The following is a 23247-nucleotide window of genomic DNA, read 5'->3' as shown; positions in this document are numbered from 1 at the left end:
GGATCACCTCCTTTCTAAGGAGTAAACTTCCGCACTGTTCAGTTTTGAAAGACCAAAGTGTCTTTCAAGCGTGGGGGCGTAGCTCAGTTGGGAGAGCACCTGCCTTGCAAGCAGGGGGTCAGGAGTTCGAATCTCCTCGTCATGAAGAGTTTTTAAAAGAGCCATTAGGGCATAAATCTCATCAATTACTTCACACTCATTATATTAATAGGAAAAATTAAATATATATCATTATCCAAGCCCCCACACACATAAAATTAGTAATGGAGTGTTAGGGGGCTTATTTATGAAAAGTCGAAAATGGATAAATTTATCTTTCATATATATTGGAACAGTTATAGGTGCAGGTTTTGCATCAGGACAGGAGATAATGAAATTTTTTTGGAGTGTTTGGTATTAAAGGATTGTTAGGGATTACAGTTTCAGGAATATTATTTTGTATTATAGGAATTATTATTTTAGTTTCTGTATATAAAAATGATTTAAATGGATATCAAGATTTTTTAGTTTCAATGCTTGGAAATAAATTAAGTACTGTATTTGAAGTTATAATATTATTTTTTTTATTCGGTGGATATTGTGTTATGTTAGCCGGTAGTGGTGCTATTTTTTTCGAACAGTTCCATTTACCTTATAACATTGGTATATTTATTATGGGAATAGCTACATTGATAACTTTTTTATTTAGTATTAAAGGTATTTCAGTAGTAAATCAAATAATAGTCCCACTATTGTTAGCAGGTATTATTACATTAAGTATGCTTGTGATTTCAAAAGAGGGTTTAGTGTTTAGTAATTATAAAGGGGCTGAAATTTCGATAACTGGCAATTGGCTAACCTCATCAATAATTTATGTAAGTTATAATTGTATATCTGTTTTAGTTGTAATGAGTACTTTATCGTCGATAATACCTAATAAAACAGAAGCTATTAAAGGAGGATTATTTGGTGGACTATGTCTTTTAGTACTAGCAGTTTTTATACTCATTCCATTACTAATACTCTATACAGATGTTTTTAATCTTGAGATTCCTATGTTAAAGGCGGCTAAATATTTAGGTAAAAATGGTGAAACAATTTATAGTTTGATATTGTGGTGTGCAATGTTTACTACAGCAATTGCAAATGGCTTTGGATGTATAAGAAGAGTGTCGAAGATTATTAAAATAGACGAAAGGTTATTTTCAATATTATTTGTATTTTTAACAATACCTATGGCTAAAATTGGTTTTTCGAGTTTAATATCAATATTATATCCATTATATGGAATGATAGGGATTCCTATTTTAGTTTCAATTATTTCGAGTTTCATACTTAAAAAGATTTAGAAGTTTAAATAGAAGGATTTTACATAAGAAAACAGAATAATAAACTATAAGCTAAATAGCTTTATTGAAGGGGTTGGAGATTTTGAGAGGTAGTAGAGTAAAGAGACATAATAAAAGATTACAATTTTTTATATTGTTATTTTTCTTACTTATACTAATTGCTTCGAGCAGGATGTTTAATATAGATATATTATTAAATAATAGTGAAAAAACTTTAGAGTTGATATCTAGCATGAGTATAGATATGAATAAATATTCAGGAATTAAAATTTATGACGATAAAATTTCGATTGTAGATTCAAATAAAATTATTTCGTTAAATTATAATGGGACTGTAGAATGGAAAAAAGATATAAAGATTATAAATCCAGTTGTGCGGTTTGGTAGGCATAATATATACATATTAGATTCTATAAATGGACAAGTTATTGCTTTAGATTTGAATGGCGAGGAAATTTGGCGTTATGATTTTAAAAAGTCGATAAAAGATATTGTTGAAAAGGAAGACTGTCTGATTGTATTTACAAAGGCTGGGGAAAGCAAGGATCAAATAAACATATTCGATTTAAAAGGAGATTTAGTTGGTAATATTATTTTAGAACAAGGAGTAGCTTTAGATTGTGATATTTCAAATGATAAAAAGAAAGTACTTATTAATGTTTTAGATTTAAGTGATGAAAAGATAGAAAGTAAAGTAGCATTATATTCTATAAATGGTTATGAGATATGGGGGCAAAATGTTGAAAATGATATAATATCGAAAATTAATTTTATTGGTGATAAGATATTGTCAGTTACGAAAAGTGATATTAGATTATTAAATAGTAAGCAAAAGTTGCTTTGGGATAGAGGTATTAATGGAGAAATAATAGATTTGACTATTGATACTAAGAATAAGCAGATTATTTTATTATATGCTGGAGATAAAAGATATTTAGAGATTATTAGTATAAATGGAAGGACTAAAATGAAAAAAGAGGTTAATAAAAGTATTAAGAAGGTATATACAAAAGATAGCAATATTTATCTAGTTGGTGATAAAAAGATATATGGAATAAGTAAAGATGTATTTTTAGATTATAATATCAGCGAAAAGATAAAGTCTATAGGTGTTTTAAAAGATAAACTAGTTGTTATTACGAATGAAGGCATAAAGATTATGAAGTTAGTTAATTTGAAGAGTAATTAGGGGTTGATACTTGTGAATTGGGTAGATTATGTTGTAATTGTTATACTTTTAGTAAATGGTATAGGGGGATTAAGCAAAGGACTAATAATAACAGTATTTAACTTATTTGGTTTTATTCTATCTCTATATATAGCTAAATTGTATTATCCTGTAATTGCGAATTTTATAAAAAATAATCCAAATATCATTTATACTATAAAAAAATATGTTACAACGAGGGTAGAAATTATAATGAATAAGATAGGGAATTCTGGTAGCATAGGCGATTTCTTTGAAATACTTAAATTACCAAGTAAATTAGGCGAAAATATGATAAATGATCCGAATGTTAACTCTTATATGAACAATACAATAAATACAGCTTCAGATATGATATCTACAAAATTGACAGGACTTTTTATAGATATAATAAGTATAATAATAGTTTTTCTGGTTGCTAAATTCATATTATATGTTATAGTTAGTATTCTTGACAATATAGCACAATTGCCAGTTCTAAGGCAAATAAACAAATTGGCAGGGTTAATTTTTGGATTAATAAAAGGAATTTTTATACTGTATATTTTATTTGCTATTATTACTCCTGTTATTACAATGTTTCCAGATGGAACTGTAGCAAAAGGAGTTTTTGATTCAAGTATAGGGCATTATTTATATAGCAATAATTTAATAATCGATTATCTCAAAGGATATGGTTTATTTAAATAAGCATGGCTTTAATGTTATTAGTAATTTATAAGAACAAAATCTTCGATTTAAATAAATTAAGGAAGATTTTGTTCTTTTTAATATTGTTTTAATTCTTTACATGTTGGTGATGTATCTATTTTAAAGAGTGTGAGATAAAGGATAAGGTTTTATAAGGTAGGAGGTAGATGAATTAATCATCTACCTCCTATTCTACGAAAATCTCAATTTTTTCTCCATTTCGTTCATTTGTTACATCTACTATTTTTCCTTGTGCTCCACTTTTAATCATCTGTATAATTTCTTCTAAATTAATGTTTTCTAAATTTGAATTTTTAAATTCAGGTGAAAATTTTGTTGCAAATTTTAGTCCTACATCGACTAAAGCGATAGGAATATTTACATTTACCTTAGTTTTATCATCTGGGTCATATAATCTTATTTTTAACCATTTTGCATTAGATGTATTGTTAAATTCTTTATCTTTTTCTCCTAATGCATTTAATAGTTCTAAACCTTCTTCATGCGTTATTTTTCCTTCTTCAATCATTTTAAGGATTTGTAATTTCTCTTCTTTAAAGTTTGACATAATATTCTCCCCCTTAAAATTAATTTTTTAAATTTTCTGACTTATTCTTTTAGTAATTTTACAGCTTCTTCGGCAGTTATTTCTCCTGTGCTAAGTTTAGCTAAAATTTCTTTTCTATCAATTTTTGGAGTATATTTTGGGCTATATCCTAAAGCTTCTATAACATTCTCAAGCTTATTTCTTACTGTTGGATATGATATTCCCAATTCTTTTTCGATTTCTTTAATATTTCCTCTGTTTTTAATAAAAACTTCGACAAAATACTTTTGTTCATCATTTAATTTGCAAAATTTACATAAAGAAAATTTACCTTCTATAGTTGTATTGCAGTAATCGCAATGGAGTTTTGTTACGTCAAGTTCATTGCTGCAAACAGGACATCTTCCAATTACTTCTTTTTTCATTAGTTATCCTCCTCTAAGATTTTTCTTTTATCTTTTTTCATTTAACCAACCCATAATTAAAGTCCTATAAAGTAATTATTTTGATTTTACTTCCATCTGTTCCATCTTCAATATCCACTAAATCAAAAGGTTCATGCATTTTTAAAACTTTAAATATTTCATTTAGGTTTATATCTTTTAAAGTTTCTATGTATTTTAAAGCATCATTATCTAAATGTTTCGAATATTTAGAAGCGATTATGGTAAGCTTTAATCCTATATTAGTTAATAACTGAAACACCCAGAAAGGTATTGCTGGTATATTAATTTTATGTTTTGATTCGTCTATGATAGTGATTTTTATTCTTGAAGCTCTTTTTTTAGGTTTGTTAATATCAGGATGTAAATTTTTTAATAGATAAATAGCTTTTTTTGCATCAATTTCTTTTTTTTCTAACATTATCAGTATTTTTTGAATACTATCCTTCAAGGAAAAACCTCCTTATGTAACATATTTAAAAATAAGTTAAAATATTTTAACTTTTAAAAGTATAAAATAAATTGTTTTAAATTCTAATTATATATTATTATTATTTTTAATAAAAGTCAATATAGAAATTAAAAAAATTAAGCTTTAAATTAAAAAAATTAATTAATGGTTTGACGATGAATATTAAAATCATAGATAAATCTTATAATAGCACTATTAATATAGATAATATCTATAGAATCTATATTATGTTGAATGTTATAGTTAAATAAAACTATAATATAATTAAAGTTTTAGGCATATGTAAGTTACATGAAACAGGAGGGGATTAAAATGAGAAAAGAAGTTGATGCGAGAGGTAAGGCTTGTCCTAAACCCGTAATAATGACTAAAAAAGCATTAGATGAGATAGAGTCAGGAGTAGTTATTACTATTGTAGATAATGAAGTAGCCAAAGAGAATGTATCTAAACTTGCTAAGAGTATGAATTATAATTTTAAAGTAGAGAAAACTAAAGATAATGATTTTATAATTCATATTACTAAAGGAGAAGCTCAAGAAGCTGAAAAGAATACTTGTCAGCCGAATCTATTTAAAGATATGACTATAGTTTTTAGTTCTGATAAAATGGGCAGGGGTTCTGATGAGTTAGGTAAAATATTGATGAAGGGATTTATATATACATTAACCGAATCAATTCCATATCCATCGACTTTACTTTTTTTAAATAGTGGAGTAAAATTAACTATTGAAGGGTCAGAAGTAATAGATGATTTGAAGAAATTAGAAGAACAGGGAGTAGAGATATTATCTTGTGGAACTTGTTTAGATTATTACAATTTAAATGATAAGTTAAAAGTAGGAGAAGTTACAAACATGTATACTATAGTTGAGAAAATGAAGAATGCAACAAATACTATATTATTGTAGAAGGATGATTTAGTATGATTAAAGAATCATTTTGTGTTGCAGTATTTAATTCAGCTAACCATGCAATACAGGGAGAAAAGATTTTAAAGGATAGAAATATAGAAATTAAAGTTATACCGACTCCTAGAGAGATAACTGCAAGCTGTGGTTTGTCTATTAGATTTGATAAAAAATTTTTAGAAGAAGTATTGTCATGTATTCAAAGCACGGCACTTAATATAAAAGGAATATATGAAATTATGAAACAAAATGGTAAAAGGATAGTAAGTAAGGTATATTAAAACCTTTAAGTCTGTTCTATTTTTGTGTCAGAGCGTCAACAAATAATATTTATAAAATGTTTTGTCAATAGTATAAAATATAATATATAATATAATATATTTAGAGCTACTTCATAAAAGGGGTAGCTTTATTTAATTTTAAAAAGGAGAGATATTTATGCCTATGAAACTTAATGTAGGAGATATTGTGCAATTAAAAAAAGTACATCCTTGTGGAGGAGACAAATGGGAAATTATGAGGACCGGAATAGATTTTAGGATTAAATGTCTTGAATGCAATAGACAAGTTTGGCTACCTAGAAAAAAATTAGAAAAGAGAATTAAGAAAATTATTAGTCAGGTTGAACAAAATAACGAATAGAGAATATGTATTAAAAAAATTTAATAAATTTTAATGCTTAAAAAATCATTATTTGTAAAAATTTGAAGTAATTGAAATAGACAATGTTATATAAATATAGTAAACTAATTATAGAGAAAAAAAGGAAAACGTTTTACTTCGTAAATTATGAAGACTTGGAGGTGCTTACCATGGCATTAAATTATGCAAAGCGCATGGGAAATATTAAAGCTTCTGAAATACGTGAACTATTAAAACTTACAGAAAAACCAGAGGTTATTTCATTTGCGGGAGGATTGCCTGCACCAGAATTGTTTCCTGTTGAAGAAATGAAGGAAATAACAAGAGAAGTTTTGGAAGAAGAAGGAGAAAAAGTATTACAGTACGGTACAACTGAAGGATATACTCCTCTTAGAAAGAAGATAGCGGAAAGAATGGCTAAAGTAGGTGTTAATGTAACTTATGAAAACATTCTTATAACTAGCGGTTCACAACAAGGACTTGATTTTACAGGAAAGATATTTTTAGATCCTGGTGATGTAGTAATTTGTGAGAGCCCAAGTTATCTTGGAGCAATAAACGCTTTTAAAGCTTATCAGTGCAATTTTGCAGAAGTGCCTACTGATGATGACGGGATGATAATAGAAGAATTAGAGAAGATTTTAGAAAAAACAGAAAGAGCAAAATTTATATACGTAATTCCTGATTTCCAAAATCCATCAGGAAGGACTTGGTCTATAGAGAGAAGAAAGAGACTAGTTGAAGTTGCAAATAAATACAATTTACCTATTATAGAGGATAACCCTTATGGTGAGTTAAGATTTGAAGGAGAAAGACCACCAGCAATTAAACATTTTGATACAGAAGGAAGAGTTATATACTTAGGTACATTCTCTAAGACTTTCTGTCCTGGATTAAGATTAGGTTGGACTTGTGCTGACACTGAAGTTCTTCAGAAATATATTTTAGTTAAACAAGGTGCGGACTTACAAACTAGTACTATAGCTCAAAGAGAATTAAATAAGTTCTTAGAGAAGTACGATTTAGACGAATACATTGAGAAGATTAAAAAAGTATATAAGAGAAGAAGAGATTTAATGCTAAATACTATGAAAGAAGAATTTCCTGAAGGAATTAAGTATACTTATCCAGAGGGTGGATTGTTTACTTGGGTTGAATTACCAGAACATATCAATGCTAGAAAACTTTTGGAAAAAGCTATTGAAAAGAATGTTGCGTTTGTACCAGGAGGTTCATTCTTCCCTAACGGTGGTCATGAAAATACAATGAGACTTAACTATTCAAATATGGATGAAGAGAGAATAGTAATAGGAATTAAAAGATTAGCAGAAGTAATAAAGGAAATGCTTTAATATAAGGGCCCCTTTAAGGGGCCTTAAAACTATTTATTCTTTTCTTTTACTGAAAATACTATAATTATTGAAATTATAATCAGAGCTATTCCTTGTAAATAGAAAGGAAAGTTTTTATTTATATTTTGATAAATGTATCCTCCTAGTAGAGGGCCTATTATGCCTCCTATACCAACCGATAAATGATATATCCCATATGCTTTTCCATTAAAAATTCCGCCAGTTATTTCACTGACTAATGCCTTAATAGCTGGAGATATTAGTAATTGACTTATAGTTATAAAAATGTCTAATATCATAAATGTATAATATCCTTTAGTAATTGGTATTATTGCTATGAATAACGATTGTAATAGAAGACCTACAATCATTAATTTTTTTCTTCCAAAGTTGTCAGCTAATTTTCCTAGTTTTGACGGAAGTGTTATAGATAGTATTGCACCGGGTATAAATATAAAACTAATGAGCATTAAATTGCTTGTAATATTTTCTTTTAAATACAACATAAAAACTGGTGTAATTATGCTTTCTATTCCGGCTAATATACCCATTATTAAGATGTATTTATAAAATTCTTTTTCGATATTTTCTTCTTTATTGACTGTTATATTTTGAACTTTTAAAGTTTCTTTTATGTCTCTTATTCCTAAAAATAGGGCATAAGTAGCTGCTAAAAGATATATTCCGAATATATAAGCAAATGGATTATCAAAAGCTCCATTAAAAAAAATAATAAATCCAATTGTGCTTCCAACAAAGGCTCCTCTGTTTTGATATTGTGATATTATTCCAAAGTTCTTACCTTTGTTTTCGAGATTACTTACATCTGATACCATAGCATCAAGACTTATTATTAAAAACGAATTTGCAATACTCTGTAATATTCGAGCAGCGAATAAATATTTATAGTTTTTACTTATTAAAAATATCAAAGAAGTTATAATAAAAAATCCGAAAGCTATTAATAAACCGTTTTTTCTGCCTTTTTTATCTATCCATTTTCCCACTATAGGTCGCATTAATATGGCTAATAGAGAAAAAATTGAATATAGAATGCCTATTTCAATAGGGGTCGAGCCTAGTTCTAATGCATATATAGGCAGTATAAAACTCAAAAAGGCACTTGGGAATGAAATAAAATATAAAGGTTTTTTTAAAGCCTTTAGTTCGTTCATATTAACACCTCCTGTCTTCTAAATAATACAACTCTTTGTATTATTTAGAAACTTACTAAAGTAATCATTTTGAGTAACAAAAAAATAGAGCTAAAAAAGCTCTATTTATGACTTTAGTTATATTATTAATTGTGAAACTTTAGTGATTATTTCACTTATTAATTTTATTATTTATCAATAACGCCAATTGTGTTCTGTTTTTGAGTTCTAATTTATTCAATATTCTAGTCAGATGATTTTTAACAGTTCCTTCTGTTATAAAAAGTTCTCTACTTATTTCTTTATTGCTTTTTCCTTCGGCAATTAGCTTTGCAATTTCAATCTCTCTTTGTGTTAAATCTTTAAGTAAGTCTTCAAATTCAGCTTGCTTTGTAGTTTTATTATTCTTATTGAGGTTATTAAATGATTTTACAACTTTCTTTGCTACTTCGGGCTGTAAAAGTACATTTCCTTTATAAGCTTCTTTTATTGCTTTTACTATTTCTTCAGATTTTATGTCTTTTAATATATAACCGTCTGCACCATTTTTTAACCCCTCAAATATATATTCATCTTCATTAAATGTTGTCAGGATTATTACCTTTATATGTGGATACTTTTCTTTAATTATTTTTGTAGCTTCTACACCATCCATTATCGGCATCCTAATATCCATAAGCACTACATCGGGATTGATATTCTTTATAATATCTAAAGCATGTTGCCCATTGAAAGCTTCTCCAACAATATCTATATCGTTATAAAGACTTAATATCATTTGCAACCCTTCTCTTATAAGGGCTTGATCATCTACAATCATTACTTTTATCATATTAAACCTTTCCTTCCTCAATAGGAATAAACATATGTAAAGTAAATCCTTCATTATTACTGCTATATAATATTTCACCATTGTAATTTGAAATCCTTTTTTCAATATTAGTCAATCCATTTCCTTTTATTATATTTTTACATCCTATGCCATTATCTTTAATTACTAGTTCGATTTTGTTTTTATTTATATATATATTAATTATGATTTTAGTAGCTTTTCCATGTTTAATTGAATTAGTTAGCCCTTCTTGAACCGTTCTATATATGATATTCTTTATTTCTGGAGCTATATTTTCTATATCTTTACTTGTATTTAATATTATTTCTATTTTTTCATTTATATTTAAAGTATTTATTAGTTCTTTTAAGGATTGTTTCAAATCACTTTTTTCTTCTTTTAACATATAGACTGTTGTCCGAAGTTTTTGCATACTTTCTCTAGCAATATTTTGAGTTTTTCTAACTATTTCCATTATATTATCTTTATCTTTGTATTCTTGATTTAAAACATTTTCTAAAAAATCTAAATGCATGATTAATGCTACAAGGGAATGTCCTAAAAAATCGTGTATATCTGCTGCAATCCTATTTCTTTCTTTGGCAATAGCGAGTTCTTCCACATTTGCTGAATATTGTTTTAGTTTTTCATAGGCTAGATTAAGTTCTTTATTTAAATCTTGTACTTTTTTCCTTTCAGTAATTTGAAGTTTTAAATATAAAAATAGAATAACAGACATTGCATAAGTCGTTATTATAAATAGGAAGTCAAAACCATTGTTTTTCCAAAATGTCTTTGTTAGTATTGATGATACTTTTGCTTTGTTAATATTAGTTGCAAAAAAATATAATAAAGCATGATTTATTAAAAGAATTTTTTGCAATAGTCCATCTAGAGAAATGATAATTTCATAAAGTATCATGAAAAAATAAAATTCTGTTCCACCTTTAATAAAAATTATCAACCATGTTCCAGCGAGAAAAGATATTATTAATGAGATTATGTATTTTTTATCGTTTTTATAGAAATAAGTATATCTAAGATGATCATTTAATAATGTACATAAGTAACCTATTAAAACCAAAATCAGGCTTATACTTTTATATTTAGGTATTACATTTATTAAAAGCAGTACCATAATAGCATTTTTTAATATATAACCATATTCACTGTATTTATACATAAAAATCCTCCTTGCTCTCACATTATTATATCAAATTTTTCCCTAATTTGAGAAATTCTTTTTCGCTATATATATTTTTCTTTACTAACAAAGGTTTTGTTCTAACTAATTGAATGTTGTTAGCCAATTTTTTAATTAGAAAATTTTAAACGTTTAAAGCGTTTGAAATGACAAAAAATTGTTGTAATGTGTACTTATTAGTGATATAATACTAGAATGTAGTTAACCTTGCCCTATTTAGTAGGGCCGTAAGTCCAAAAGGGAGGTGAAAGCGATGAGAAAATACGAAGCTATGTTTATTCTTGTCCCAGATCTAGAAGAGGAAGTTAGAAACAACATAATTGAAAAGTTTAAAGGTATCATTGAACAAAATGGTACTGTTGAAAAAGTTGACGAGTGGGGCGTAAGAAGACTTGCATATGAAATCAAGCATTACGCTGAAGGATATTATGTTGTTATCAACTTCCAAGGAGAGTCAAGTGTAGTAAATGAGCTTGACAGAATTTCTAAGATAACTGAGCAAGTTATCAGACATATGATTGTAAAGGAAGATGAGTAAAGGTGGTGAACTAATGAATTGTGTTTTATTAATTGGTAGATTGACAAGAGATCCAGAATTGAGGTTTCTACCTGAAAATGGAAGAGCAGTCGCCACCTTTAATATAGCAGTTGATAGACCTTTTACTAATACAAAAGGAGAAAGAGAAACAGATTTCTTTAAAATCGTAGTTTGGGGTAGACAAGCTGAAAATTGTGCTAACTATCTAGGAAAAGGCAGACTTGTAGGGATTCAAGGCCGTATACAGACTAGATCATATGAAACTCCACAAGGAGAAAAGAGATATGTTACAGAAATAGTAGCAGATAGAGTGCAATTCCTAGATTGGGGAGACAATAAATCTGGTAGTAAAGGTATGGATATGAATGCAGATGACATAATAGCAGCAGAAGGGTTTCAACCGGTAGATGATGATGAAATTCCATTCTAGAAGGAGGGACAAGAGTGGCTAGAAGAAATAGGAAAAAGAGAGTATGTAGTTTCTGTGTTGATAAAATAGAAAAGATAGACTACAAAGATGTAAATAGACTTAAAAAGTATATGACAGAAAGAGGTAAAATACTTCCAAGAAGAATCACAGGAAACTGCGCAAGACATCAAAGACAATTGACAAGAGCAATAAAGAGAGCAAGAAATATAGCTCTATTACCATATACTGTAGAATAATATTAGAGAAGTGGAAAATCCACTTCTCTTTTTTAATTTATTTAAATCGAAGATTCTATTCATAAATTATGTTATAATTTTCATAGGAATAATTTAGATATATAAATATTAAAAGGGTGAGGTATATGGGAAATAGAAGTATTACGATTTCGTTTTTAACAAGGACAGGCTTAATGTTAGCTTTAGCTTTGGTGTTTCAAATAGGTTTTAGAGCGTTTGCTCAGCCTGCAGTAGGACCTTTAGTAAATATGGTACTTATAATGAGTGGTGCATTAGTTGGGACTTTGTCAGGAATTATAGTTGGTTGTCTGACACCTTTAATAGCTTTTTTTGTAGGAATAATGCCTAAATTTCCTTTGATTCCATTTATTATGATAGGAAATGCTTTATTAGTTGTAGTTTTTAATTATATTAGAAATAGAACTTCAGAATGGGGAGATTATTTAGGTTTGATAGGAGCTGCTTTTGTTAAATTTGTATGGTTGGCTTTTTCTGTTAGATATTTGGTTAAAATATTTATGCCAAAAGTACCTGAAAAACTTATTGTTGCACTATCTCTACCTCAATTATATACAGCACTTATTGGAGGGTTTTTAGCTGTATTAATAATAAAAATGTTACCAAAAAATATTTTTAATAAATAAAGTAAAATTAACATAATGCTTAAAAATGTATTCTGAGTGCAGCCATTTGGCTGCTTTTTTCTATATTATGGAGCCTATATTTCATTTGACATAATAAACTCTACTATGTAGAATTTTATTAAGGTTTGAGTTAGAAATTGTTGGAATAGTTCATTATTTATTCAAATCTGCTATAATGTATATATAGGGGGAGTAAAAAATGGGTTTTAAAGATGATAAGATAGATATTACAAAGAATATAAAAGTTATTGAGTGGCTTAAAAGTGAACTTTTAACAGCTGTAGCATCACTTTTCGAGTTATTTGTCAAAGGGATAAAAAATAGCCAGGAGGCTTTATTAGATGCTTTAGCTAATATTATTTTGGTAACATATTTGCTTGGAAAGAGATTGGGTTTTAGTTTTGAAAGCATAGATTCAAAAATTGAAAATAAAATTAAATTAGGTGTAATAGAAGAACATAAAATAGAAAAGTGGTATGGTGATTTGAGTAAATTAAGAGAATACTTAAATAAATCAAGAAAATAATAGAGGTGATTTTTTTGAATTTAAATGATAAAACTAGGGCGATAGCGGAAGCAGGAATAATTACAGCTTTAACAATTATATTGGCTTTAATAGGGCTAAATATATTTTCTATAGTAATATTACTATATCCTGTTCCTTTCATAATACTAGGATTTAGGAGAGATATAAGATATAGCATATTGTCAATTATAGTGTCGAGTTTTGTGTTAGGTATATTGATAGATTTATTTACTGGAATATTTTTACTATTACTGTTTGGACCTTTATCCGGCATTTTTGCTTATTTACTAAATAAAAAAGAGAAATCATATAAAATTTTAACTATTACAACAGTAGTATTTTTTGTTTCAATTTTAATTGTTATATTGCTATCGGGGTATATATTTGGAATAAACTTTATTAAACATATGGAGCTTTCTCTTAATGAAGCTTTTGAAGTTCAATTAAATATGATAAAAAATATGGGTTTAACTAATTACGAAATGTCAAAAATTAAGAGTATGATGGACACGGTTATAGATTATATGATTGCTACATTACCTGCAGCTTTGATTATTTTTTCAGGATTTGTAACATATATTAATTATTTGGTATCAGGAGTTGTGTTAAGAAGGATTGGCAATAGAAATATCAATGTACCGAGATTTAAATATTTTAGAATGCCTAGTAATGCAATATTGGGTATTTTAGTAATATTTATATCTACTTGGATTATTAAATATTTTAAAATTTTCTATTACCAGACAATATTTTTGAATGTAACATTTATTGTTCTATTCATTCTCTTTATACAAGGATTATCAGTTTTGGTATTTTATTTAGATAAAATAAAAATTAATAAAGTCATAAAGGGAATAATATTAGTATTGTCGGTAGTATATACTCCTATGTGGATGTTTGTCTCCTTTATTGGCTTTGTAGATTCATTTGTTAATTTTAGGAAAGTTAAAGTTTCCTGATTATTTAGGAGGACAAAATGGGAAATGGAAAGAATATTTTTAGATTTCTAGTACCAGATACTAAAATCTATCTTTGGATAATAGGAATACTTATAATCATCATAGCTTTTTATGAGCCTGCAATTGCAGGCATAGGGGTAATCGTTTTATTTTATCTAATTTATTACCATTGGAAAAATGTTCACTTGAAAAAAGTTGAGTGGACTAAATATATAGAAAGTCTTACAGAGGATTTTGATACAGCTACAAAACATGCAATTTTAAATTTACCAATTCCTTTGGTAATGGTTGAAGTAGATGGACGTATAACTTGGTATAATCCTAAATTTATGGAAATAATCGATAGAGAAGATATACTTGAAGCTAGAATAAATGATATAGTTTCAGGATTTAATATAGACGATATAATGAATAATGAAAAAGATATGGTAATTGAGGCAACAATTAAAGATAGACATTATAAAGTATTGTATAATATAGTAAAAAAGGAAAACAAAAATAAAAAAGACTATATAATAATGTTATATTGGATAGATGTAACTAATTTTACTGTATTAAAAAATAAATATAATGATAAAAAAATTAATGTATGTTTAGTACAAATTGATAATTATAATGAAGTTATAAAGAGTATGGAAGAAACTTCAAGGCCAATAGTTATTGCAGAGATAGATAGAAGATTAAATATTTTTGCATCAAGAATAAATGGATTTATAAGGAAATATGAAAATGATAAGTACTTGATAATTTTTGAGCATAAGTATTTACAAAATTTAGAAGCTAAGAAATTTGATATACTTGATGATATAAGAGAAATAAGTGTAGGTAATAAAATACCAGTTACTTTGAGTATAGGTGTAGGTGTAAATGGGAAAAATCCTGCTCAACTTTATGAATTTGCAAAGGCTGCTATAGATATTGCATTAGGAAGAGGTGGAGATCAAGCTGTTGTTAAAAAGATAGATAAACTTGAATTCTATGGAGGTAAGAGTAAAGCAGTTGAGAAAAGAACTAAAGTAAAGGCAAGAGTTATTTCTCATGCTTTAAGGCAGCTTATAGATCAATCGGATAGGGTATTTATTATGGGACATAAGATAGCTGATATGGATAGTTTTGGTGCGTCGTTGGGTATATTTAGGGCTGTTAAAAACAGAGGTAAAGAAGGATATATTGTATTAAGTGGAGTTAATCCTTCAATAAAGAATATTTATAATAAAATAAGACAAGAACATCCTCAGTATTTAAAACATATAATTACTCCTGAAGAGGCTATAGCTAAGGCAGACAAGTCTTCTTTGTGTATTGTTGTAGATATTCACAGACCAAGCTATACAGAAGCACCAGAACTGTTGGAAATAGTTGACAAGGTGGTTTTGATTGACCATCATAGGAGAGGTGCGGAGTTTATAGAAGAGCCTGTACTTATGTATTTGGAACCTTATGCTTCATCAACGTGTGAATTAGTTACAGAGATACTTTATTACATGGGCGACAAAATTGAGATAGAAAAATTTGAAGCAGAGGCTATGTTGGCTGGGATAGCAGTAGATACTAAACATTTTACTTTTAAAACTGGAGTAAGGACTTTTGAGGCAGCTTCTTTCCTAAGAAGAGTTGGGGCAGATACTACGTCAGTAAGAAAATTATTTCAAGATGATTTACATACATTTATTTTAAGAGCAGAGGTTGTAAAAAAAGCAGAGATAATAGATGGAATCATAGCTATATCAACATTAGAAGAGGTTAATGATGATTCAGTATTAATTGCTGCACAATCAGCAGATGATTTATTGAATATTAGAGGGATAAAAGCATCTTTTGTATTAGTGATAAATGGTGATAAAATACATATAAGTGGTAGATCATTAGGGGATATTAATGTTCAATTAATTCTTGAAAAATTGGGAGGAGGTGGCCATCTAACCGCGGCTGGTACGCAGTTGGATGGAACTGATTTACATCAAGCAAAAGAAAGATTGAAAGAAGCGATAAGAGAATATATTAAGGAAGGTGAAAAATAATGAAGGTAATATTATTAAAAGATGTAAAGGGACTTGGTAAAAAAGGTAGTGTTGTTAATGTAAAAGATGGTTATGCGAGGAATTTCCTTTTGCCGAGAGGAATTGCTAAAGAAGCAACAGAAGGTAATTTGAAGGTATTAAAAGAACAGGAAGCGGCTAGAGAGATTAAACAAAAAGAAGAATTAGAAAAAGCTAAAAAACTAGCTGAAAAGATATCTAGCATTACTGTTAAAATACAAGGTAAAGCTGGAGTAAATGGCAAGTTATTTGGTTCTATTACAAGTAAAGATATTGCCAATGCATTAAATAAACAGCATAAAATAAAGATTGATAAAAAGAAAATTATGTTAGAAGATAATATAAAAACTCTTGGAACGACTATCGTTGATGTTAAGGTGTATCCATCTGTTGTTGCAAAACTTAAAGTTGAGGTATCTGAAAATTAGTGTGTTTCATATAGTCAGCACTTTTTAAGGAAATTGCCTTAAAAAGTGCTGTAATTCATATTGGGAGGTGATATTTATGACTGATAATATAAAAACTATTGGGAAAGTACCTCCACATAGTATTGAAGCTGAACAGTCTGTTTTAGGAGCAATGATATTAGATAAAGATTCAATAATTACTGCTATTGAAATATTAAGACCAGATGATTTTTATAAAGAAGCTCATAAGGAAATATACGAAGCCATATTAGCGCTTAATGATAGAAACGAACCCGTTGATTTGATAACTTTATCTGAAGAATTGAAAAAAAGGGGTACTTTAGAAGCGATTGGTGGAATGACTTATTTGGCTGATTTATCAGAAGGTATATCTACTACTGCTAATATAAAACATTATTGCGAGATAGTTGAAGAGAAGTCTATTTTAAGAAAGTTGATTAAGGCTTCTGATGAGATAATGGCAAAAGGTTATGAAGCGGATGAAGAAATAAGTAGCATAATTGAGTTGGCAGAAAAGAAAATATTTGATATTACTCAAAGAAAAAGTCATGAAGGGTTTACGCCTATCAAAAATATTTTATTAGACAGCCTTAATAAAATTGAAGAGATGTTTGAAAATAAAGGTGGCATAACGGGTTTAACTACTGGATTTATTGATATAGATAATAAAACATCTGGTTTGCAGAAATCAGACTTAATATTAGTTGCTGCTAGGCCGTCAATGGGTAAAACAGCTTTTGCATTAAATATTGCATTAAATAGTGCATTAAAAGGTAATGCATCAGTTGCTATATTTAGTTTAGAGATGTCAAAAGAGCAATTAGTGCAGCGTATGTTAAGTATCGAATCACATGTAGAAATACAGAAAATTAGAAATGGACAATTAAGTGAGGACGAGTGGTTGAGATTGGTTAGAGCAATGGGGCCTTTATCTCAGGCTAAAATATATATTGATGATACTCCTGGAATTACATTAAGTGAAATGAAGGCAAAATGTAGAAGATTAAAGATAGAAAGGGGATTAGATTTAATACTTATTGACTATTTGCAGTTGATGCAGGGAGATGGTAAAGCTGAGAATAGGCAACAGGAAATATCTGCTATATCGAGAGGGTTAAAAGGATTAGCAAGGGAAATGGATTGCCCAGTAGTAGCTTTATCGCAGCTTTCTCGTGCACCTGAATTAAGATCCGATCATAGACCTATTTTATCAGATTTAAGAGAATCTGGTGCAATAGAGCAGGATGCAGATGTAGTAATGCTTTTGTATAGAGATGAATATTATCATCCAGATACAGATAAAAAGAATATTGGTGAGGTAATAATAGCAAAGCAGCGTAATGGTCCTACAGGTACAGTTGAATTGGTTTGGATGGGACAGTTTACTAAGTTCTTGAATTTAGAGAAGTATAGACAATAAATTATTTTATAGCGAGGGTTTAAACCCTCGTTTTTCATTGTCTATATAGTCTTAAAATAAAGGTTTTGGCTTGATTTAATAATAAATATTTGTTTATAAAAAGGTATTTTGGGTAAATTAACCTTGGAAATAAATTTAGGGGGTATTTTGATGGTTAATAAGCAAATATTAGATATAAAAGATAAAATTAAATGGATTGGTGTTTTAGATCCTGGATTAGTTACATTTGATGTTGTTATGGAGACAAAATATGGGTCTACTTATAATTCTTATTTTATAGATGCAGAAAAGAAAGCTATCATAGAAACGACTAAGGAAAAATTTAAAAATGAATATTTAGAGAAAATAAAAACTGTTGTGAATCCTGAAGAAATAGATTATATTATATTGAATCATACAGAACCAGATCATTCAGGTAATTTAAGACATTTATTAAGAATAGCTCCTAACGCTACTGTTGTTGCTTCTAAATCGGCTATTAATTTTTTAAAACATATTGTTGATATAGACTTTAAATATATGATTGTAAATGATGGGGATACGTTAAGCTTAGGAGATAAAACTTTGAGATTTATTTCAGCACCTTTTTTGCACTGGCCAGATAGTATGTATACTTATTTAGAAGAAGATAAAGTATTATTTACTTGTGATTCTTTTGGATGTCATTATTGCGACAGTAGGATGTTTGATGATTTAGTTGGAGATTTTGATGATGCTTTTAAGTATTATTTTGATGTTATATTAAAACCTTTTAGTAATTATATGCTTAAGGCTATAGACAAAATAAAGAGTTTAGATATAGATGTTATTTGTCCAGGACATGGTCCGATATTAAGGAGTAACTGGAGAAAATATGTTAAATTATCTGAAGAATGGGCTAAAGATGCAAACAAAAAGCCTCAAAAAAATAGAGTATTTATTGCTTATGTTTCTGCTTATGGAAATACTGGTAAGATGGCTGAAAAAATTGCAGAGGGAATAAAACAAGCGGGAGATATTGATGTTGAAATATGTGATATTGAAATGATGGATAGTTTTGAACTAGAAGAGAAGATATCTAAAAGTACAGCTATATTAATAGGTTCTCCTACTATAAATCAAAATATATTGCCACCAATATATAAATTGTTAAGCGTAATTAATCCTATAACAAATAGAGGAAAACTAGCAGCTGCATTTGGTTCATATGGTTGGAGTGGTGAAGCAGTAAAAATTATAGAGGAAAATTTAAAAAATCTTAAATTAAAGATTGCTAAAGAAGGGTTAAAAGTAAACTTTGTGCCGTATGAAAAAGCACTTGAAAAATGTGTAGAGTTTGGTAAGGAGTTTGGGGAAAAATTGTTAGAAAATAATAAGTAATATTAAAAGCACATCCAACAACAATCAGTTGGGTGTGTTTTTTATATGAAAAGTAGAAAGTATGGAATATAAAGGAATTAATTCCGTGATATAATATAATGTAGATAATTTTAGGATGTGGGTGAGTATATGTGTCTAATTACTGGGGAAAGAGTTACTATAAGAACTTTGAAATTAGAGGATGTATATGCAATGCAAAACTGGGGGAAACATGAAGAACCACTTTTTTTCGACTATAATTTCCCTGAATTAAAAGATGAAGAAATAAGACAGTGGTACAAAGATAGAACATTCAAGAAAAATAGAAAATCTTTTAGTATATTGAATGAAAATGGAGACACAATTGGATACTTAACAATTAGAAATATAAAAAAGTTTAAGAAACAGGCAACTTTAGGAATAACTTTAGGCGCTAATTTTGTAAATCGAGGCTATGGTACTGAAGCTTTAAATATTTTTTTAGATTATTTTTTTAACGAACTTAAAATGAAAACTATATGTCTTAGTGTTGCAAAATTTAATAAAAGAGCAATAAGATGTTATGAAAAAAATGGTTTTAGAAAAACTGGGGAATATTTTAAAAAGCTAGATATAAAAACATATAATGTTTTATTAAAAGAAAGACATAGTGATTTGATTGATGGTTTTGCTTTTAAAAAAGGAAAGTTATATTGCTGTTATTATAAAATGAAGTTAAGTAAATACGACTATCACAAAAAACGAACATTAAAAAATAATACAACAAATAACATTCGGAAATTCATTGACTTTAATAGATTGATTTGATAATATAGTTAGGGGTCATTCGTATTATGACGAAAATTATTTTAGAAGAGAGGTAATGAAAATGCCTAAGAAAAATTACAATGTTATAATTATTGGCGGTGGACCTGCTGGGATTTTTACTGCACTAGAATTATTAAAGCATGACGAAAATATGGATATACTGTTACTTGAAAAGGGAAGGAATATTGAAGGTAGAATATGTCCAATAAAAACAAAAGGTGTTAAATGTGTGCAGTGTAAACCCTGTTCTATAGTTAATGGATGGGGAGGAGCAGGTGCTTTTAGCGATGGTAAATTGACACTTACTTCAGAGTTTGGCGGCGTTTTAGATGAGTATATGACGAAAAAAGAACTTGATGATCTTATAAATTATGTTGATAGAATATATTTGAAATTTGGTGCTACAGAAAAAATACATGGTACTAATACCGAGAAAATAAGAGAAATTCAAAGGAAAGCAGCTGCTGCAGATTTGAAACTTATACCTGCAAAGGTCAAGCATTTAGGTACTGAAAGATGTTTTAATATACTAAAGAGAATGGAAGAGTACTTAAGGGATAGAATAACAATAAAATATTTATCACCTGTTGAGAAAATCTTAGTTAAAGATGGTAAAGTTTCAGGTGTTGTAACTAAAGATGAAGAGTTTTTTAGCGATTATGTAGTTGCAGTGCCTGGTAGAGAAGGTTCTGAATGGTTTAAAAAAGAAGCTGAAAGATTAGGACTTAGCCTTAAAAATAATGCAGTTGATATTGGTGTTAGAGTAGAAGTTCCAGCTGTAGTATTAGAGGAAATTACCGATGTTGTTTATGAGTCTAAGCTGATTTATTATACAAAATCATTTGATGATAGAGTAAGAACTTTCTGTATGAATCCTTATGGTGAAGTAGTGGTAGAAAATAATGATGGTATAAAGACAGTTAATGGACATAGTTATGCAGAAAGGAAAACAGAAAATACTAATTTTGCACTTTTAGTTTCTAAAGAATTTACTGAGCCATTTAAATCTCCTATAGCTTATGGGAAGTATATTGCAACATTAGCTAATATGTTAGGAGATGGAGTAATAGTACAAAGATTAGGGGATTTGTTAGATGGTAGAAGAACTACAGAAAGTAGATTAAGAAGAAGTCTAGTTCAGCCTACATTAATAGATGCTACTCCTGGCGATTTAAGTTTAGTACTTCCGTATAGGCATTTAACAGGTATAATAGAAATGCTAGAAGCTATGGATAAGATAGCTCCTGGAGTATTTTCAAAACATACTCTTTTATATGGTGTTGAGGTTAAATTTTATTCTTCAAGAGTTAAGCTTACAAATAATCTCGAAACGGAAATAGATAATTTATTTGCTGCGGGAGATGGTGCTGGAGTTACAAGAGGATTAGCACAAGCTTCTGTTGCAGGAGTAGTTGTAGCAAGAGAAATAATAAGAAGGTTAAACAAATAACAAAGGGGTTGATTAAATGAATACACTTGTTATATTAGGCGCCCAATGGGGAGATGAAGGTAAAGGAAAGATAACAGACTTTTTATCTGAGAAAGCTGATATAGTTGTTAGATATCAAGGTGGAGATAATGCAGGGCATACTGTTGAAATAGGAGAAAAGCAGTTCAAATTGCATTTGATACCATCAGGTATTTTTTACGAGGAAAAAGTGTGTGTAATTGGTAATGGAGTTGTTGTAAATCCTAAATCATTGTTAGAAGAGATAAAATACTTAAATGATAGAGGTATAAAAACTGATAATTTAAGAATAAGTGATAGGGCACATATTATATTCCCTTATCACATTAAACTAGATGAGCTTGAAGAGAAAAAAAGAGGTAAAAGTAAAATCGGAACAACAATTAAGGGGATAGGCCCTTGTTATAGAGATAAAGTTGAGAGAAATGGAATTAGAATGTGTGATATATTTTATAAAGATATTTTAGAGGAAAAGCTCAGAAGAAATATAAAAGAAAAAAATGAAATAATAGAGAAACTTTATGGTGAAAGAGGACTTGACGAAGATAGTATTGTAACAGAATATATGGATTACCTAGAAAAAATAAAAAAATACGTTGTAGATACATCTGTTTTATTAAATGAAGCTATTGAAAATGGCAAAAAGATACTATTTGAAGGAGCACAAGGGACGCTTTTAGATATAGATTTTGGAACATATCCATATGTTACTTCATCTCATCCAATTTCTGGAGGAGTAACTGTTGGAACTGGAATAAGCTTTTTTGGTATAAATGAAGTTTTAGGAGTAGTTAAAGCTTATACTACAAGAGTAGGGAAAGGACCGTTTCCAACTGAATTATTTGATGAAACTGGAGATATGATAAGAGAAAAAGGGCATGAATATGGAACTACAACAGGTAGACCAAGAAGATGTGGATGGCTAGATACTGTTATGCTTAGATATTCAGCTAGAATAAATGGATTGACTTCTATTGCAATTACTAAGTTAGATACATTAGGAGGTTTTGAAAAAATAAAGATATGTACAGCATATGAGCTTGATGGAAAAGTAATTAAAGATTTCCCTTCAAGTTTAGAAACTCTAAAGAGATGTAAACCTATATACGAAGTCTTGGATGGATGGAAAGAAGAAGAGATAAAAAATGTAAGAACATTTGATGATTTACCTGAGAATGCAAAGAAGTATATTTCTAAGATTGAAGAGCTTACTGGTGTGAAAGTAAAATTAGTTTCTATAGGACCTAATAGGGATGCAACTATATTAAGAGAGAATATTTTCTAATTTAACAACCCCTGATGCTTTAGTATCAGGGGTTGAATTTTGGTAAAATAAACCACACAAAAATTTTTAAAAAAAGTGTTGACAAATAATATCTTATCCTGTAATATATATAACTGTGAGTTGCGAAATGACCCATTAGCTCAGTCGGTAGAGCACCTGACTTTTAATCAGGGTGTCCCGCGTTCGAGTCGCGGATGGGTCACCATTGTGGCCCTATGGTCAAGTGGTTAAGACACCGCCCTTTCACGGCGGTAACCCGGGTTCGAATCCCGGTAGGGTCACCAAAATTGGGCGCGTAGCTCAGCTGGGAGAGCATCTGCCTTACAAGCAGGAGGTCACAGGTTCGAGC

At 28.9% G+C, this 23247-nt stretch carries 27 protein-coding genes and 3 tRNA genes; 24 read left to right on the top strand and 6 right to left on the bottom strand.

Annotated features, from left to right (window positions below; translation table 11 throughout):
* The first annotated feature begins 69 nt into the window (after positions 1-69).
* From AB4Y15_RS12540 to AB4Y15_RS12520, 5 genes are all read left to right on the top strand, one after another.
* Positions 70-145: transfer RNA gene (locus AB4Y15_RS12540), tRNA-Ala, on the top strand.
* Complete coding sequence (locus AB4Y15_RS12535; protein ID WP_427340689.1) at positions 105-221, top strand: iron hydrogenase small subunit; 117 nt, start codon at positions 105-107, stop codon at positions 219-221. Before AB4Y15_RS12540 ends, AB4Y15_RS12535 begins: the two co-directional genes overlap by 41 nt.
* Before the next feature lie 165 nt (positions 222-386).
* On the top strand, positions 387-1328 hold the full coding sequence (locus AB4Y15_RS12530) for a YkvI family membrane protein (RefSeq protein WP_427340688.1): 942 nt from the start codon (positions 387-389) through the stop codon (positions 1326-1328).
* A gap of 82 nt (positions 1329-1410) precedes the next feature.
* Positions 1411-2517 carry a DUF5711 family protein gene (locus tag AB4Y15_RS12525; protein ID WP_427340687.1) on the top strand — a complete coding sequence of 369 codons (1107 nt, stop codon included), beginning with the start codon at positions 1411-1413 and terminating at the stop codon, positions 2515-2517.
* A gap of 12 nt (positions 2518-2529) precedes the next feature.
* A complete protein-coding gene (locus AB4Y15_RS12520; RefSeq protein ID WP_427340686.1) occupies positions 2530-3225 on the top strand; it encodes a CvpA family protein in 696 nt (231 codons plus the stop codon).
* A 187-nt stretch (positions 3226-3412) separates the two neighbouring features.
* Here AB4Y15_RS12520 and AB4Y15_RS12515 read toward each other — a convergent pair whose 3' ends face one another.
* The 3 genes from AB4Y15_RS12515 to AB4Y15_RS12505 all read right to left on the bottom strand — a co-directional run bounded on the left by AB4Y15_RS12515 (position 3413) and on the right by AB4Y15_RS12505 (position 4666).
* A complete protein-coding gene (locus AB4Y15_RS12515) occupies positions 3413-3793 on the bottom strand; it encodes an SHOCT-like domain-containing protein (protein WP_427340685.1) in 381 nt (126 codons plus the stop codon).
* A 41-nt stretch (positions 3794-3834) separates the two neighbouring features.
* Positions 3835-4197: a DUF2089 domain-containing protein gene (locus AB4Y15_RS12510; RefSeq protein WP_427340684.1), complete on the bottom strand. Its 363-nt coding sequence runs from the start codon at positions 4195-4197 to the stop codon at positions 3835-3837.
* Positions 4198-4261: 64 nt separating this feature from the next.
* Positions 4262-4666: a hypothetical protein gene (locus tag AB4Y15_RS12505; RefSeq protein WP_427340683.1), complete on the bottom strand. Its 405-nt coding sequence runs from the start codon at positions 4664-4666 to the stop codon at positions 4262-4264.
* 333 nt (positions 4667-4999) lie between these two features.
* Here AB4Y15_RS12505 and yedF point away from each other — a divergent pair, with 333 nt between their 5' ends.
* The 4 genes from yedF to AB4Y15_RS12485 all read left to right on the top strand — a co-directional run bounded on the left by yedF (position 5000) and on the right by AB4Y15_RS12485 (position 7590).
* The gene (gene yedF, locus AB4Y15_RS12500) at positions 5000-5596 is read left to right on the top strand and encodes a sulfurtransferase-like selenium metabolism protein YedF (protein ID WP_427340682.1); all 597 of its coding nucleotides are present in this window, start codon (positions 5000-5002) and stop codon (positions 5594-5596) included.
* 14 nt (positions 5597-5610) lie between these two features.
* Positions 5611-5877: a putative Se/S carrier protein gene (locus AB4Y15_RS12495; protein ID WP_427340681.1), complete on the top strand. Its 267-nt coding sequence runs from the start codon at positions 5611-5613 to the stop codon at positions 5875-5877.
* Positions 5878-6034: 157 nt separating this feature from the next.
* On the top strand, positions 6035-6238 hold the full coding sequence (locus AB4Y15_RS12490) for a DUF951 domain-containing protein (RefSeq protein ID WP_427340680.1): 204 nt from the start codon (positions 6035-6037) through the stop codon (positions 6236-6238).
* Positions 6239-6408: 170 nt separating this feature from the next.
* The gene (locus AB4Y15_RS12485; RefSeq protein WP_427340679.1) at positions 6409-7590 is read left to right on the top strand and encodes an aminotransferase-like domain-containing protein; all 1182 of its coding nucleotides are present in this window, start codon (positions 6409-6411) and stop codon (positions 7588-7590) included.
* A gap of 29 nt (positions 7591-7619) precedes the next feature.
* On the opposite strand, the gene AB4Y15_RS12480 is transcribed toward AB4Y15_RS12485, so the two are convergent.
* From AB4Y15_RS12480 to AB4Y15_RS12470, 3 genes are all read right to left on the bottom strand, one after another.
* Positions 7620-8765: an MFS transporter gene (locus tag AB4Y15_RS12480; protein WP_427340678.1), complete on the bottom strand. Its 1146-nt coding sequence runs from the start codon at positions 8763-8765 to the stop codon at positions 7620-7622.
* Positions 8766-8916: 151 nt separating this feature from the next.
* On the bottom strand, positions 8917-9576 hold the full coding sequence (locus AB4Y15_RS12475) for a response regulator (RefSeq protein ID WP_427340677.1): 660 nt from the start codon (positions 9574-9576) through the stop codon (positions 8917-8919).
* A gap of 1 nt (position 9577) precedes the next feature.
* Positions 9578-10759 (bottom strand): sensor histidine kinase, encoded by a 1182-nt coding sequence (locus AB4Y15_RS12470; RefSeq protein WP_427340676.1) that lies wholly within the window; start codon positions 10757-10759, stop codon positions 9578-9580.
* Between the two features lie 274 nt (positions 10760-11033).
* Here AB4Y15_RS12470 and rpsF point away from each other — a divergent pair, with 274 nt between their 5' ends.
* The 15 genes from rpsF (at position 11034) to AB4Y15_RS12395 (ending at position 23182) form a co-directional block, all read left to right on the top strand.
* The gene (gene rpsF / locus AB4Y15_RS12465; RefSeq protein WP_073196071.1) at positions 11034-11318 is read left to right on the top strand and encodes a 30S ribosomal protein S6; all 285 of its coding nucleotides are present in this window, start codon (positions 11034-11036) and stop codon (positions 11316-11318) included.
* A 13-nt stretch (positions 11319-11331) separates the two neighbouring features.
* Positions 11332-11748: a single-stranded DNA-binding protein gene (locus tag AB4Y15_RS12460; RefSeq protein WP_427340675.1), complete on the top strand. Its 417-nt coding sequence runs from the start codon at positions 11332-11334 to the stop codon at positions 11746-11748.
* A 14-nt stretch (positions 11749-11762) separates the two neighbouring features.
* A complete protein-coding gene (gene rpsR, locus AB4Y15_RS12455; RefSeq protein ID WP_156099415.1) occupies positions 11763-11984 on the top strand; it encodes a 30S ribosomal protein S18 in 222 nt (73 codons plus the stop codon).
* Between the two features lie 125 nt (positions 11985-12109).
* Positions 12110-12628: an ECF transporter S component gene (locus AB4Y15_RS12450; protein WP_427340674.1), complete on the top strand. Its 519-nt coding sequence runs from the start codon at positions 12110-12112 to the stop codon at positions 12626-12628.
* A 199-nt stretch (positions 12629-12827) separates the two neighbouring features.
* Entirely contained in the window at positions 12828-13154 is a 327-nt protein-coding gene (locus AB4Y15_RS12445; protein ID WP_427340673.1) for a MazG-like family protein, read from the top strand.
* A gap of 14 nt (positions 13155-13168) precedes the next feature.
* The gene (locus tag AB4Y15_RS12440; RefSeq protein ID WP_427340672.1) at positions 13169-14113 is read left to right on the top strand and encodes a YybS family protein; all 945 of its coding nucleotides are present in this window, start codon (positions 13169-13171) and stop codon (positions 14111-14113) included.
* Between the two features lie 17 nt (positions 14114-14130).
* Complete coding sequence (locus tag AB4Y15_RS12435; protein ID WP_427340671.1) at positions 14131-16134, top strand: DHH family phosphoesterase; 2004 nt, start codon at positions 14131-14133, stop codon at positions 16132-16134.
* Entirely contained in the window at positions 16134-16580 is a 447-nt protein-coding gene (gene rplI / locus AB4Y15_RS12430) for a 50S ribosomal protein L9 (protein WP_427340670.1), read from the top strand. The genes AB4Y15_RS12435 and rplI overlap by 1 nt, the downstream gene beginning before the upstream one ends.
* A 76-nt stretch (positions 16581-16656) precedes the next feature.
* Positions 16657-18000: a replicative DNA helicase gene (gene dnaB / locus AB4Y15_RS12425; RefSeq protein WP_427340669.1), complete on the top strand. Its 1344-nt coding sequence runs from the start codon at positions 16657-16659 to the stop codon at positions 17998-18000.
* Between the two features lie 150 nt (positions 18001-18150).
* Positions 18151-19359: an FprA family A-type flavoprotein gene (locus tag AB4Y15_RS12420; RefSeq protein WP_427340668.1), complete on the top strand. Its 1209-nt coding sequence runs from the start codon at positions 18151-18153 to the stop codon at positions 19357-19359.
* Positions 19360-19488: 129 nt separating this feature from the next.
* On the top strand, positions 19489-20145 hold the full coding sequence (locus AB4Y15_RS12415; protein ID WP_427340667.1) for a GNAT family N-acetyltransferase: 657 nt from the start codon (positions 19489-19491) through the stop codon (positions 20143-20145).
* Positions 20146-20206: 61 nt separating this feature from the next.
* On the top strand, positions 20207-21595 hold the full coding sequence (locus AB4Y15_RS12410; protein ID WP_427340666.1) for an NAD(P)/FAD-dependent oxidoreductase: 1389 nt from the start codon (positions 20207-20209) through the stop codon (positions 21593-21595).
* A gap of 16 nt (positions 21596-21611) precedes the next feature.
* A complete protein-coding gene (locus AB4Y15_RS12405; protein ID WP_427340665.1) occupies positions 21612-22898 on the top strand; it encodes an adenylosuccinate synthase in 1287 nt (428 codons plus the stop codon).
* 129 nt (positions 22899-23027) lie between these two features.
* Positions 23028-23103, top strand: a tRNA-Lys gene (locus tag AB4Y15_RS12400).
* Positions 23104-23107: 4 nt separating this feature from the next.
* Positions 23108-23182, top strand: a tRNA-Glu gene (locus AB4Y15_RS12395).
* Positions 23183-23247 lie beyond the last annotated feature (65 nt).

The sequence above is a fragment of the Caloranaerobacter longqiensis genome, assembly GCF_050286925.1.
GTDB lineage: Bacteria > Bacillota > Clostridia > Tissierellales > Thermohalobacteraceae > Caloranaerobacter.
The sequence above is the reverse complement of the archived record's forward strand: the minus strand, read 5'-3'. Positions and strand labels throughout refer to the sequence as shown.

Bases quoted from the DNA above. Each gene is read 5' to 3' on its own strand.
- AB4Y15_RS12515 (WP_427340685.1), bottom strand. From the start codon at position 3,793: ATGTCAAACTTTAAAGAAGAGAAATTACAAATCCTTAAAATGATTGAA.
- AB4Y15_RS12510 (WP_427340684.1), bottom strand. From the start codon at position 4,197: ATGAAAAAAGAAGTAATTGGAAGATGTCCTGTTTGCAGCAATGAACTT.
- yedF (WP_427340682.1), top strand. From the start codon at position 5,000: ATGAGAAAAGAAGTTGATGCGAGAGGTAAGGCTTGTCCTAAACCCGTA.
- AB4Y15_RS12495 (WP_427340681.1), top strand. From the start codon at position 5,611: ATGATTAAAGAATCATTTTGTGTTGCAGTATTTAATTCAGCTAACCAT.
- AB4Y15_RS12490 (WP_427340680.1), top strand. From the start codon at position 6,035: ATGCCTATGAAACTTAATGTAGGAGATATTGTGCAATTAAAAAAAGTA.
- AB4Y15_RS12485 (WP_427340679.1), top strand. From the start codon at position 6,409: ATGGCATTAAATTATGCAAAGCGCATGGGAAATATTAAAGCTTCTGAA.
- AB4Y15_RS12480 (WP_427340678.1), bottom strand. From the start codon at position 8,765: ATGAACGAACTAAAGGCTTTAAAAAAACCTTTATATTTTATTTCATTC.
- AB4Y15_RS12475 (WP_427340677.1), bottom strand. From the start codon at position 9,576: ATGATAAAAGTAATGATTGTAGATGATCAAGCCCTTATAAGAGAAGGG.
- AB4Y15_RS12470 (WP_427340676.1), bottom strand. From the start codon at position 10,759: ATGTATAAATACAGTGAATATGGTTATATATTAAAAAATGCTATTATG.
- rpsF (WP_073196071.1), top strand. From the start codon at position 11,034: ATGAGAAAATACGAAGCTATGTTTATTCTTGTCCCAGATCTAGAAGAG.
- AB4Y15_RS12460 (WP_427340675.1), top strand. From the start codon at position 11,332: ATGAATTGTGTTTTATTAATTGGTAGATTGACAAGAGATCCAGAATTG.
- AB4Y15_RS12450 (WP_427340674.1), top strand. From the start codon at position 12,110: ATGGGAAATAGAAGTATTACGATTTCGTTTTTAACAAGGACAGGCTTA.
- AB4Y15_RS12445 (WP_427340673.1), top strand. From the start codon at position 12,828: ATGGGTTTTAAAGATGATAAGATAGATATTACAAAGAATATAAAAGTT.
- AB4Y15_RS12435 (WP_427340671.1), top strand. From the start codon at position 14,131: ATGGGAAATGGAAAGAATATTTTTAGATTTCTAGTACCAGATACTAAA.
- rplI (WP_427340670.1), top strand. From the start codon at position 16,134: ATGAAGGTAATATTATTAAAAGATGTAAAGGGACTTGGTAAAAAAGGT.
- dnaB (WP_427340669.1), top strand. From the start codon at position 16,657: ATGACTGATAATATAAAAACTATTGGGAAAGTACCTCCACATAGTATT.
- AB4Y15_RS12420 (WP_427340668.1), top strand. From the start codon at position 18,151: ATGGTTAATAAGCAAATATTAGATATAAAAGATAAAATTAAATGGATT.
- AB4Y15_RS12415 (WP_427340667.1), top strand. From the start codon at position 19,489: ATGTGTCTAATTACTGGGGAAAGAGTTACTATAAGAACTTTGAAATTA.
- AB4Y15_RS12410 (WP_427340666.1), top strand. From the start codon at position 20,207: ATGCCTAAGAAAAATTACAATGTTATAATTATTGGCGGTGGACCTGCT.
- AB4Y15_RS12405 (WP_427340665.1), top strand. From the start codon at position 21,612: ATGAATACACTTGTTATATTAGGCGCCCAATGGGGAGATGAAGGTAAA.